Raw genomic sequence first — 13,638 nt, forward strand, 5'->3', positions numbered from 1 at the left:
GTACCGTTTTCGGGACTTGTGTCTATGTGCAAAGTTCCTTTCAAATAATCTACTCTTGATTTTACATTTTGTAAGCCTGCACCATTTGTTTTTGAAGTGTCAAATCCTTTACCATCGTCTTCAACGGTCAGCGTAATGCCTTGTTCGTGGTGATTGATTTGAATAAAAATTACGTTGGCTTGGGCGTGCTTGATGGCATTATTGGTGAGTTCTTGAAAAATTCGATAAAGTACTTTCTGCACTGTAGAATCAATATTTTTTCCATCGCCAATGGCTGTAAATTGCATTTTTAGCTTGCCATTTTGATTGATACCATCGCAATAATCTTGAATGGCTTCGTGCAAACCAAATTTCAATAATGCTTCGGGCATCATGTTGTGAGCCACTCGACGCATCTCGGCAATGGCACTGTCGAGTTGAGTCAGGGCTTTTTCAAAAATATGTACTTCGCCTGCTTGAATAATAAAATTTTGGTGCATAGCCGATAAGTTTAGTTTGATTCCACTGAGCATACTTCCGAGTCCATCGTGTAGGTCTTTTGCCATTCGGCTGCGTTCCTCTTCCTGACCTTTCAGAATGCTATTCATGCTGATGAGTTGCTTTTCTTGTTCAAGTTCACGAATTTTCTGTTGCTGAATCTCGAAATTTTGCTGTGCCAGTAGCTTTTCTTTTTTGTAATTCTTGAAATATAAAAACGCCAATAAAGAAACTACTAAAACACTAATAATCAACCCTATAAGCATAAAATTTCGTTGACGAAGCTGCAATTCTCTTAATTGATTTTCTTGCTCAAGGCTATTGATTTTTTCTTGTTTTTGTGCCGAACGAAAACGTGCTTCGTTGAGCTGGATACGGTTTTGATTTTGTTTTTTTATAAATTTTTCATTGAAAATCGCCCATTTTTTGCGGTATTCGTTAGCCATTTTATAATTTCCAGTTTGCTCATAAAACTCCGCCATATTTTCTAAAACGAGTCTTACTTTGGGCATATATTCCTTTCGCTCCGAAATCTTTAGAGCTTCTTGATAGCATTTGAGGGTTGAATCTTGTTGATTAAGTTTTTGATATGAATCTCCCAAAGCAATGAGTTCATCAGCAATATAATAAGGGTCAGCCCAAGCATTAGCCAATTCAAAAGCCTTTTGATGATATTTTAATGCTTGTTTGAAGTTTTTTAACTCATACTCTAACTCACCTTTAGCATTATAGAAATAAACTTTTTCTAAATCATAAACTGCTTTTGGTAATAACTTTTCAGTTTCGTTGAGAAATATTTTAGCTTCTGAAATTTTATTTAGCTTCGCACAGACGGCAGCGAGTCTTGACCTATTAATGATGGTCATCCAACCAATATTGGTTTTCCGTGAAATAACATCGCATTCTCTTAAATACTGGTAAGCTTGTGGCCATTCCTGCACATCAATAAACAAAAAAGCCGAGTTGAAATAATTGGTGGCTAAGCCTTTTTCATCATTGATTTCTTTCTGAATGCTGATTGACTCTTCATAATACTTCTGAGCCAGTTCAGGTTCATTGATATTGGCATAAGTTGCTCCAAAATCTCCTTTTATAAGTGCCGAAAGCACATTTCTTTGGCGTTTGCTGGGTAATGAATTGAGCAGCGATTCTTGGATTTCTAATTCTAAAATTTGATTTACATAATCGCCAATTTCAAAGTAATGCCCACCCCAAATTCTATGGTAGAAAAATTGTTTCCATTGGCTACTTTTATATTCATCACTTTCCCTTAGATGTTGAAACGCTATTTTACCTTTTGCAGTATCGGCCTTAAATGTCGCATCGGCAAGCCATAGTTTGTGATGCCACCTGATGCTGTCGTTGGTAGTCAAACGCAAGCTATCTTGATAGACTTTAATTCTATCGGCTTGAGCGTTTACTCGCAAAGAGATTAGCATTAAGGCTATAATTAATTTCGGAAAATGGCGATACATTAGCTGATTTTCGGTTCGGGAATAAAGCTATACGAATAATCAAAGAAATCCAAAGCCATACCTAAAAATACCAGTTTTCGGGGATATAGAAAATACAAATTTCGGGGGATTGTGGCGACTGATTGAGGTTAGTAAATTTGTAACATAAGATTTTGACTCTAAAACCCATCATTTATTTCCGTGAAAAACCTCATTTTACTTCTCCATCTGACTTTTCTCTCTCTTTCTGCATTTCCACAAGGGAGTATTACACTAACACCCGAGAATACAACTATTGAATCAAGGACCAATCAGCCTTTGAGCTTTGTGACCAATGGTTTGGAAAGGTTAAAAATTAGTAATTCTGGCAATATCGGTATAGGGCAAACTATCCCAAGCTACAAATTAGATATACTACACAGCGGTGCAACTGGAATTCGGGTAAAATCAAGTTCAAGTTTTTCAGTGATTGACATTGATGCTTTCAATGGTGATGCAGCATTGAGATTTGTTAATAATGGTGTAAATCAATGGAATATAAGAAATGAACCAGCAAATAATAATCTCCAGATTTTTGAACTGGGTACAGGTGGTTCTCGATTTTTAATCGAAAATGGAACGGGTAATATTGGTATAGGTACTATTACATCGCCAAAAGCAAGGTTACATATTTTTAATGGTTTATCAGGCATCAACGGAACGCCCGCCAATGAACTTATCGTAGAGAATAGTAGCAATAATTATATCCAAATGATGAATCCACAAACAACCGAGGCGGGCTTACTCTTCGGATTACCTTCGAGTTTAAGTAGTGGTGGAATCATTTATAACAATGGCGAAAGAAAAGCTCTGGATTTTAGAACAAGAAATAATGCCACGAGAATGACTATTGATAGTACGGGGAATGTGGGTGTCGGTACAACTATTCCAACTGCTAAATTAGATATCAACGGTGATGTTGTGATTAAAAAGAAAAAAGTTTTACCGCTTACAACACAAACCGTTAATAATTTAGACCGAGCCGGGGCTTCAGTCATTTGTACGGGAGCGGCTACTTCTCCCCAAACCATCACTATTACAGGTATTGATGGTGGCGTAGATGGCATGATGCTTTGGGTGTACCCAACAAATAATTTTACGATTAGGTTGGAGAATGAAGATGCTGGCTCGACGGCTATCAATCGTATCAAAACTACTACTGGCTCAGCCAATATTTTATCGGTTAGAGGAGGAGCAACTTTGATTTATGATGGAACCGAAGACCGTTGGCATGTGATTGACACAAATTAAGACCCATGAAAAAAAATACTTTTGACTATATCTCATAGCTTTTTTCACACCCAATGAGAAAACCACAAGTAAACTGTCATTAATACCGTTTGAGATACAGGAAATAATTTCATGTGTGCCATACACAAAACCGCCACTTCAAAAATTAATCGAAGTGGCGGTTTAATTATACAACTTTATAAACCTCAAGGTTTCAACCAAGCATTTCTCAACTTCAATTGCTCGGCAGTTGGATTTTCGGCCAATTTCAATACATTTCTTTGTTTAGCTTCTACCAAAATCGCTGGGGCAGAGAGTTTTACGATTTCTTCTTTGCCTTCGGCATTTTTGCGGGCTACCTCAACCGTTACCATTTCCCCTTCTTTTGTATTGGCACTGTATTCATTCATGACAGATTGTACCGACATCATGTCCATTGCCTTTCCGTTAATCGAAATCAATTCATCATTGGCTTTATAACCCATCGCTTTGCCAAAATCATTCACTTTGTCGATATTGGCTACTTTCAAACGATTGGTAGCTTGATTAAATCCGATAGCAATCCCGCCCAAACTTGCTTGTTTTGTGGTAGCTTCGACTACGTATTCGATGCCTACACTTTGTAAAATATCTGTCAACGGAAGTGGCTCTTTGCCTTCTACGTAGGTAGCAAAAAACTGACGAATTTCTGGGTAAGTCAATGAAGTAATTTTATCGAATAACTCATCATCTTTAAACGAAACTGTTTTTCCGTAAGTTTTCGATAAATCTTGCATCAAATTTTGCGTACCATACTTACCATCAGACAGTTGGCGAAGTTTAATATCCAAACACAAACCAATCAATGCTCCTTTGTTATACACATTCATGTATTGGTTTTTGTATTTATCCAACACATTGGCACTCATTTCGGTAAACGGCAAATTATCCTTCATGCTTTTCATGGTCGAGATTTTCTGACGAAGCATATCCAAATATTTTGGCAACGTGATGAGGTTATATTTTGCCTGCATGTGTCCAGCTGCATATTCTGTTAGGCCTTCGTACATCCAAAGGTGTTTCGACATTTTCGGGTCGTTATAATCGAAATTACCGATTTCTTCGGAGTGAATATTGAGCGGTGTTACGATATGAAAAAACTCGTGCGAGGCCACATCCTTCACAGTCTGCGAAAGTGCTTGTGAAGTTCCTTCGGGCAAATAATAAAACGACGAATACGAATGCTCCAAAGCTCCATAACTTGTTAAGTTCGGGTTATCGGATAATACAATTAAAAACGCATACTTTTTAATAGGAAGTTTACCCCCTAAATATTCTTTCTGTGCTTCAAGCAGCGTGTTGATATTAGCCGCAATCTCTTTAGAAGTAGCTTTTTTGTTTGGAGAAAAAACCGAAACTAAAATATCCGCACCACCGATTTTCAGAACCGTAGTATCAGGTTGTGTATAAAGAATCGGAGCATCTACCAAATCCATGTAGTTATTCATCTCAAATACGTCGGTTGTAGCTGTGCTACTTTTTGCTACCATCGAAGTTGCCCCATAAAAACCATCGGGTTTCGTGAAAGTTACTTGATATGGCACTTGCTTCATACCATCAAAATAGCCAAAGAAACAATGTGTATTGATTGAAAACTCCTTCCCAGCTACAATATCCGAACCCGTTGGCTCGAAAATCTTCGTGCCTTTAATTTCGGGAGAATCCCACGTATCATCAATTTTGTAGATGATTTTGTGGAGTTTCTTAGCATCTTTAATTGTGTAGCTATTTACGTCTAATTTATTGGTAGTAAGTTGATTACCTTTCGAGTCGAAGGCTTTAAAATCAGATAAATAACGGCCATAATCATCGGTTGAATACGTTCCGGGAACAGTCTTTGGCAAACGGAAAGTAATCTCGTCGGTCGAAATCTTAGGGTTTATTAATGTTACTTCCAGTTTATCGTTTTCAACTTTGGTCAAATCAACTGAATATTGATACGTAGAACCATTAGAAGATTGTGAGGAGTTGACGACAGCTTTTTTGGTACAGCTCGCCATGAGCATACCAAACGTCAGAACCATCAGGGCTTTTTGCATAGGTTATATGTTTATAGAATTTTTGAAAATTTCACAAAATTAACCAAATTCTTTTCTGAAAACCATAGAATTTCATGAGCAAGCCAAATAGATGATAAAGGGTCGAAAACCGCTATAAACTGCCATTTAAGTATTTTTTCATGAGTATTTCGCCATTTTTATACACAAAAAATACTTATTCGTAAATTCAAAACACTATTAATCAGTAAAAATACTTACAAGTTTTTACTATTAAATTTTCGTTAAAAAATTTCGCTCAAAAGCTCAAAACAGTACTTTCTTTGGAACCATCTATCTTTCACTAACACTTTGTTTGTTGATAATATGATTTTACAAATAATAAGTTTGAATTATTAAATAATCTTAAAATATTATTTGCATTACCGTGGCTTCGATATTAGATTTTGTTAGTTGATTTTTCAATTAAACAAACTAAATAAGCCCTATGAAGTCATTTTTACTCATTTTTTTGTTAGGTTGCTCGGTGCTGACTACCTACGCACAAACCCGAAAAATTACGGGAAAAGTCACCGATGCTGACAATAATTCTGCTCTACCTGGCGTAAACATTTTGCTGAAAGGCACAAAAGTTGGTGTTAACACAGATACTGATGGTAATTTCGCGATGAATGTGCCAACTACTGGTGGTACATTGGTGGTTTCGTTTATTGGTATGACTACGCAAGAAATTGCGATTGGAAATCAAAGTATAATTGATGTAAAACTTAAAAGTGAAACTCAGCTTTTGATGGAGGTTTCGGTAACTGCTCTTGGCTTTGAACAAAACAAAGATGTACAGGGAGCAACTTCATCGAAAGTTACTGGAGCAGCTTTAGCCCGAACTGGCGAAACGGGCGTAATTAATGGGCTTGCTGGTAGGGCGTCGGGCTTGCAAGTTTCTCGTTCGTCGGGCGACCCTGGTGCTGGTTCGTATATTCAGATACGTGGCCAAAGCACCATCACGGGTGACAACCAACCGCTCATTATCATTGATGGTGTTCCGATGAGCAATAGTAGCATCGGAGAGTCGGCAGGTGGTGTGCGTCAGCAATCTCGCCTAAATGACCTTAATCCAAATGACATTGCCGATGTGCAAGTGCTAAAAGGTGCTGCCGCAGCTTCATTGTGGGGGTCGAGAGCAGCCAACGGTGTTATGGTTATTACGACAAAAAAAGGCCGTAATAGCTCGAAACCAGATATTTCATTTAGCTCGTCGGTTTCGTTCGATAAAGTAAATGTTCTTCATCCACTTCAAACTAAATACGGACAAGGAATCAACGGCGTTTTTAGTCCAACTTCTTCTACCTCTTGGGGTGATAAAATCGAAAATCGCTCGGGAGCTGCCGACGAATTTAATACAACCGGACAATTTTTTCAGGCCGAAGATGGCACTAAATATTATCCAATTACGAAGAAAAATTCTAAAGAAATCTTCAACGATGCGAGAGTTGACCAAGTTTTCAGAACTGGCTTTTTTGCTGATAATAATCTGAGTATCAGCGGTGGAAATGAACAAAGCACTTATTACATGAGTCTCGGAGATTTGAATCAAAAAGGTATTATTCGCGGGCAAAGCGATTATCACAGAAGTACATTCAGACTCAATGCTGACCGCAAGTTTGGTAATATGCTTTCGGTTTCGACCAAGACTTCTTACATAAAATCAACTTCTAATCGTATTCAAACTGGCTCTAATGTCAATGGTCTATATTTGGGTATGGTACGAACTCCACCCGACTTTGACGACAGCGACTATAAAGGATTTTATTATTCATCACCAACGGCTGCTCCTATCCCACGTCAGCGTTCTTACCGTCGTTATCTGGGAAATGATAACCCAATCTACGATTCGCCGCTTTGGGTAGTCAATGAGTTAGAAAACCCAACGGTCGTGAATCGTTTCATTACAGCTTCCGAAATCAACTTTAAACCAACTAAATGGATAGAATTAAAAGCACGAGGCGGGGTAGATTCTTATACCGATGAACGTAAATCTTATTTCCCAGTTGGTTCGGCAGGTGGAGCATACACTGGAAGTTATCAAGAAGAAGAACTCAAAGAAACCGAGTTAAATTTCGATTTAATTGCTCGTGTGGTAAAAGATATTACGCCTAAAATTGCAGGAACATACATTGTTGGCTGGAACGTAAACAACCGTGACTATCTGAATTTAGGATATTCGATGGTAAACTTCTTGATACCCAATGGCCCGAAAGATGCCAGCAATGCAACGGCCGTAAACCGCACGCCATTTGATACCGAACAGCGTATCCGCACGGCTCGCCTCTATGCCACAACTAATTTGGGTTTCTACGACCAAATGTATCTTAATTTAGGTATTGCGGCTGAATCTGGCTCACCTTTTGGCGAAAAAACTGACCGCACTTTCTACTATCCTTCGGCAGATTTAGCTTGGCAATTCACTAAATTAGAAGCACTGAAAGGCTTAAAATGGCTAAGTTTTGGTAAACTCCGTGGAGGTTACGGCATTGTAGGGGTTCAACCACAACCTTATCGTACATCAACTGACTTCGTTACTGCCGAATTTACGGGCGGTTGGGGCGGTACTGCCAGTGGTGTAGCTTACGGAAACGGTGCGTTCGTACAATCTTCTCAACAAGGAGATGCTCTTTTACGTCCAGAACGCAAGACCGAATGGGAAATCGGAACAGATTTACGCTTTTTCTCAAACAAACTTTCAGTAAATTATACTTACTACCAAAATACAATCAAAGATTTATTGCTTGAAGTGGCAGCTTCGCCATCGACAGGTTTTACGAGCCGCTATACCAATGCCGGTACGATGTCGAACAAAGGTTGGGAATCGGAAATTACGGCCGATGTTTTCCAAAACAATGACCTCAATATTCAATTGATTGGAAATATTAGTCAAAACAAAAACCGAGTAGAAGACTTAGCAGGAACCGACCAAATCGTGTTGGGTGGTTTTAGCACACTTACGAGTTCGGTGGCCAAAGTAGGCTATTCATTATCAGCACTTTATGGCGGAACTTACCTCCGCAAAGCCGATGGTAGTTTAGACCTCAACGCCAATGGTTTTCCACAACTCGCTCCAACTTATGGCGTAATCGGCGACCCAAATCCGAAATATCGTGCGGGTTTTGGCACAAATATCAATTATAAAAATTTCTCGCTTAATGTTTTGTTTGAAACCTTCCAAGGCTCGCAGTTTGCTCCTAATACGCAATCGGTAATGTATAATTTTGGAACACACGCCGATGTGGGCAATGAAGTAACGATTCCTGCGGGTGGTTTGAAAAGCTACGATGGCAAAACCATAGAAGGCGGACAAACCGTGCGTGGTAATATCAGAGATTTCGGGGCTGGGCCAGTATTGCTCGACCAAGCATGGTACACTACACTGGGCCAAGGCTTCAGTGCCTTGCAAGAACAATTTATTGTGGATGGAAGCTGGACTCGTCTGCGTGAAGCAACACTCGCTTATAATTGGAAAAGCAACTGGCTGAAAGAAAAATTAAAGTTAGGCAATATAAGTCTATCGGTTACTGGTCGTAATTTATTGCTCTGGACAAAAGTGGTGGGTATTGACCCCGAAACTTCGCTCAACGGAACAGGAAATGGCCGTGGGCAAGATTACTTCAATAATCCAGGTTCTAAATCGGTGGTTTTCTCATTAAGAATCAATTACTGATAGACGATTTTTAAACTTTTAATTCGACAAAAATGAAAAAATATATTTCTTTACTGGCACTTTCTTTTACCTTGACGTTCACAGGATGTGAATCGTTGGTAAGCGACCTCAACGACGATTTGAATAACCCAACCGATGCCCCTGCCGAGCTGATGTTTACGGGCATTGAGCTGGCAGCCGCCTCCGTACACGAAGGTTACAACTCCTTGTTATCAAGTATTTGGTCGGGATATTACATTGGTTATGACCGCCAATGGGCTGATTTTCAAGTATATAACGTGGCTGGTTCATACTTCGATGGCATGTGGAGCAGTAGCTATTACGGCATTCATCGCAATGCACGCATTATCTTAGAGAAAATCGAACCACAAGGTTTGAAAGTAATGGCTGGCATGACAAAAGTATTGATGGCTCATAATATTGGTACAATGACTGCCTTATACGGAGACATTCCTTATACGCAAGCGGCACAACTGGAAACGTATCCTAATGCCAAATATGACTCGCAAACTGAAATTTATGCCAGTATGCAAAAATTGTTAGACGAAGCCATAAAAGACCTCGAAACAGGTGTTGGAGTTCCGAGAGCTGGAACTGACATTTTGTTAGGTGGCGACCCTAAAAAGTGGATTGAAGTGGCCTATACTTTGAAAGCACGTTTTTATACCGACACTAAAGAATATGCCTTAGCAGCTACCGCAGCAGCCAAAGGCGTAAGTAGAGCAGCCAATTCGATGTATTTTCCGCACGGAACTATCTTGAACCAAAACCAAAATTTTATTTATAACTTCTTGGCAGTAAGCCGTATTGGTGATGCCGCCGCAGTTACGAAAACTGGCGAGGCTTCTCAATTATTGAAACTTATCGACCCAACGCTCACAAGTTCGTACCGTGGAAACGCCAAAACCGATGAAACCGCTCGTTTTAATTTTTATTATCTTCGCCAAGGCGTAAATGTGGCCAATCGTGTTGAGCCAAATACAATCAAACGTGCCAATCAAGTTGGTTTTATGAGCGTTGATGCCTCATTTCCGTTGGTTACTTTCCAAGAAAACAAACTCACACAGGCCGAAATGGCCATACGTGCAGGAAGTTTTGCTGATGGGTTAAAGTTTTTGAATGAATACCGTGCCTTCATGAATTCGGGTGGTGGATATATCAATTCGACAACGGCCACTAACTTCACTTTCAAATATTTACCGTACGAAGATGCAGATTTTGTAAATGGTGGTATGGAAAACAAAGATAATATCGCTAAAAACGATGCTCTATTACGTGAAATATTAGAAGAAAGATACGTAACTTTCTACTGTCAAACGATTGGCTGGAATGATGAACGCCGAAATAGAAATAGTGCTGTTGGTGTAAAAATAACACCAAGCACAGGCACACGATTACCGTGGAGATTTATTTATTCTCAAAACGAAATCAACGGAAATCCGCTTGCACCAAAACCAGTTCCAGGTGTTTTTGATGCCATGACGATTTATAAATAAGAATACCATAATTTGCTCCCCTCTCCAATCGGAGAGGGGTCGGGGGTGAGGTTAAAAAATACAAATTTTATCATTTTAACCCCTCCCTAACGGCAGCGGCCGACCGTCCTCCCCGATGGGGAGTGAACTAAATCAAAATTTATACTAATTTAATTTACAATGTAATTATATATAACTACCCTTCTTACCTAAACCCTACCTAAAAATGAAACTCATCCCCCTCTTTATGCTGTTTTTTGCGGTCAATTGTTTGGCTCAAAAGTTAAATTCCAAGCAGATTGTTTTGAAAGAAGGCACAAATATGGCCATTGGTCTCTCGCCCGATGGAAAAAACATTGCTCTTGATTTACAAGGCACTATCTACAAAGTTTCATCGAGTGGTGGCAATGCTTTGGCTCTCACCGATGGTATGGGCGACGACCGTCAACCACATTGGACACCCGACGGCAAAAGAATTGTATTTCAGTCATACAGAGGGGGAACGTTTCATATTTGGAGCGTAAACAGCGAAGGAAAAGACCTAAAGCAACATACAACTGGGCCATTCGACCATCGAGAGCCTTTTGCATCGCCCGATGGTAAAAGTATTCTTTGTTCGTCCGACCGAAATGGTAATTATGATATTTGGCAACAAAATCTCGCCACGGGCGAAATGACCGCCCTCACCACCAACAAAGACCACGATTACGCACCCGCTTACTCGCCCGATGGCAAAACCGTAGCATTTGCCTCGACCCGAAGCGAAGGTGCTGGAATTTATCTTATTGATGAAAATGGCTCCGAGCAACTACTGGCAGCTACCGGCAAAGGAGTTCCGAATGCACCTGCTTGGAGTAATGATGGCCTTTGGCTTAGCTATCAAGTAGCCAACGGAAGCCAAACTTCTTTGATGAAAGTAGAAATAGCAACGGGCAAAACAGTTCAAATTAGTAAACAAGGTGATGATGTTTTCCCTTTCCGAGCTTCTTGGGCTTCCAGCAATAAAGTTTTTTACACTTCCGATGGCAAAATAAAATCCATTGATACTAAAAATGAGCAAATTTCAGAAATCCCTTTTCAAGTAAAACTGACCGTCAGCACGCCAGTTTATCAACGAAAGACCTACGATTTTGATGGAAAAAGTGCGAAAAATGTCAAAGGGATTCGTTGCCCAGTTGTTTCGCCCGATGGAAAACAAGTTGTTTTTGTGGCCTTGGGCGATATGTGGTTATTGACAGTTGGCAATCCAAAACCTGTGAAACTTACCGATGATGTGTATTACGAAACCGACCCAACTTGGTCGCCTGATGGCACAAAAATCCTCTTTTCGGCCGACAAATCGGGGAATATGGATTTATATACTTTAGAACTTTCAACCAAAAATGTTACGCAATTAACCAAAACTGACGAAGACGAAAATCAAGGCTCGTGGGTAGCTGATGGCACAAAAATCGCATTTTTAAAGCAAGGCTTACGCAATACTCTTGGCGTTGGAACAATGCTCAATATCATGGATTTGAAAACTGGCCTTGTCAAAAAAGTACACAAACCTATGTTTTTGCCTGGTCAACCAACTTGGTCGCCGAATGGGAAATATGTTATGATGGCCGCCTTAGATGCTTATTCTTCAAAATTCCGTGAGGGTGTGAGTAAATTTCTGTTAGTCAATGCCGAAAGTGGCGAATCGGTTTCCACAACTACGCCATTTCCGCACCAAACAATGGCAATGAGATACCGAAACGGCCCGATTTGGTCGCCCGATGGTACTAAACTGGCTTATGTAAAAGATGCTCTTTTGTGGGTGATTGATGTAAACACCGACGGGCAATTTGTGGGGCAGCCTCGTGCTTTAACTACCGAATTGGCCGAAGCCCCAACTTGGACGGGCGATTCTAAATCAATCGTTTATTTGGCTATTGATAAACTTCGCCAAGTAAATATCGCAGATGCTTCTAAAAAAGATATTCCATTGGATTTGACTTGGACAATTACAAAATCGCAAGAAAAAACGGTGATTCATGCAGGAAAACTCTTTGATGGAAAAAATGAAAAACTATTGACTAACGTTGATATAATCATCGAAAATAATCGAATAACGGCCATTCAAGCTCACAAAGATTCATATCCTGCAACATATAAAAAAATTGATGCCTCGAATCTGACCGTTATGCCAGGTTTATTCGAGACTCATGCTCACCTCGACTCGCAATTTGGCGAAAAAACAGGTAGAATATGGTTATCTTATGGCATTACGAGTGTGCGTGAGCCTGGCTCTGACCCCTACGATGCAGTAGAACAACGAGAATCGTGGCACAGCGGAAAACGTCCCGGCCCATTTCATTTCCTGACAGGAGCATTGACCGATGGTGGAAGAATTTATTATAACATGGCAACCGCCATTGGCTCAGAAGAACAGCTAAAACTGGAACTCAATCGAGCAAAGACTTTAGAGTATGACCTCATAAAAACCTATGTAAGAATGCCCGACGAATGGCAGAAGAAAATTACGGAATATGCCCACGAAAACGGAATGTCAGTGTCATCGCACGAGATTTTTCCTGCGGCACGTTATGGTGTAGATGCGGTCGAACACATTGCGGCTACGAGTCGTCGAGGATACTCTCCGAAAATCACAACTGCGGGCAAAAGCTACGATGACATGATACAAATTATCAGCCAGTCGAAGATGGTTATTACACCAACTTTAGCACTTTCGGGTGGATTTTGGACATTGATTACGAAAGATACCTCACTTTTTGATACACCACAATTCAAACAAATATATCCAGCCTACTATCGTACGGCCATGCTCGAAACTGCCAAACAAATGAAAAGTCAGCCGCTTCCGATGCTGGCAACGTATAGCAATACTGGCAAAACACTAAAAAAGCTTTCGGAAAGTGGGGCAAATATTACGAGCGGTACTGACTCACCCATTATGCCTTACGGAACGAGTTTACACGTAGAAATTTGGAATTACGTAGAAAGCGGACTGAGTAATTTCAAAGCCCTACAAACCAGCACCATCAATGCTGCCAAAGCTCTTAATGTAGATAAAGACCTCGGTAGTTTGGAAGTGGGAAAAATAGCCAATATCAGTATCGTAGAAGGAAATCCTCTAGAAAATATCCGAGATACACAACGAGTAAAATACGTTTTGGTGAATGGAAAAACCTATACCATTGAAGAACTTTTGAAAAAGCCTTGAGGTG

The 13,638-nt window shown here is 40.0% G+C and carries 6 protein-coding genes; 4 read left to right on the top strand and 2 right to left on the bottom strand.

Features of this window, described 5'->3' with window-relative positions; translation table 11 throughout:
* The coding region (locus ACOVO2_RS09150) for a tetratricopeptide repeat-containing sensor histidine kinase (protein ID WP_421769668.1) at window positions 1-1,916 on the bottom strand (1,916 nt) is incomplete at its 3' end.
* A gap of 216 nt (window positions 1,917-2,132) precedes the next feature.
* On the opposite strand from ACOVO2_RS09150, the gene ACOVO2_RS09155 reads away from it, so the two are divergent.
* Entirely contained in the window at window positions 2,133-3,221 is a 1,089-nt protein-coding gene (locus ACOVO2_RS09155; protein ID WP_421769669.1) for a hypothetical protein, read from the top strand.
* A gap of 185 nt (window positions 3,222-3,406) precedes the next feature.
* Here the strand turns inward: ACOVO2_RS09155 and ACOVO2_RS09160 are convergent, their stop codons facing one another.
* Window positions 3,407-5,278, bottom strand: a complete 1,872-nt coding sequence (locus ACOVO2_RS09160; RefSeq protein ID WP_421769670.1) for a PDZ domain-containing protein — start codon at window positions 5,276-5,278, stop codon at window positions 3,407-3,409.
* Window positions 5,279-5,723: 445 nt separating this feature from the next.
* Here ACOVO2_RS09160 and ACOVO2_RS09165 point away from each other — a divergent pair, with 445 nt between their 5' ends.
* The 3 genes from ACOVO2_RS09165 (at window position 5,724) to ACOVO2_RS09175 (ending at window position 13,634) form a co-directional block, all read left to right on the top strand.
* A complete protein-coding gene (locus ACOVO2_RS09165) occupies window positions 5,724-8,951 on the top strand; it encodes a SusC/RagA family TonB-linked outer membrane protein (protein WP_421769671.1) in 3,228 nt (1,075 codons plus the stop codon).
* Between the two features lie 32 nt (window positions 8,952-8,983).
* Window positions 8,984-10,447 carry a SusD/RagB family nutrient-binding outer membrane lipoprotein gene (locus ACOVO2_RS09170; RefSeq protein WP_421769672.1) on the top strand — a complete coding sequence of 488 codons (1,464 nt, stop codon included), beginning with the start codon at window positions 8,984-8,986 and terminating at the stop codon, window positions 10,445-10,447.
* Between the two features lie 205 nt (window positions 10,448-10,652).
* Window positions 10,653-13,634: an amidohydrolase family protein gene (locus tag ACOVO2_RS09175; protein WP_421769673.1), complete on the top strand. Its 2,982-nt coding sequence runs from the start codon at window positions 10,653-10,655 to the stop codon at window positions 13,632-13,634.
* Window positions 13,635-13,638: the final 4 nt, after the last annotated feature.

The organism is Emticicia sp., assembly GCF_049241225.1.
GTDB lineage: Bacteria > Bacteroidota > Bacteroidia > Cytophagales > Spirosomataceae > Emticicia.

Bases quoted from the DNA above. Each gene is read 5' to 3' on its own strand.
- ACOVO2_RS09160 (WP_421769670.1), bottom strand. From the start codon at position 5,278: ATGCAAAAAGCCCTGATGGTTCTGACGTTTGGTATGCTCATGGCGAGC.
- ACOVO2_RS09165 (WP_421769671.1), top strand. From the start codon at position 5,724: ATGAAGTCATTTTTACTCATTTTTTTGTTAGGTTGCTCGGTGCTGACT.
- ACOVO2_RS09175 (WP_421769673.1), top strand. From the start codon at position 10,653: ATGAAACTCATCCCCCTCTTTATGCTGTTTTTTGCGGTCAATTGTTTG.
- ACOVO2_RS09170 (WP_421769672.1), top strand. From the start codon at position 8,984: ATGAAAAAATATATTTCTTTACTGGCACTTTCTTTTACCTTGACGTTC.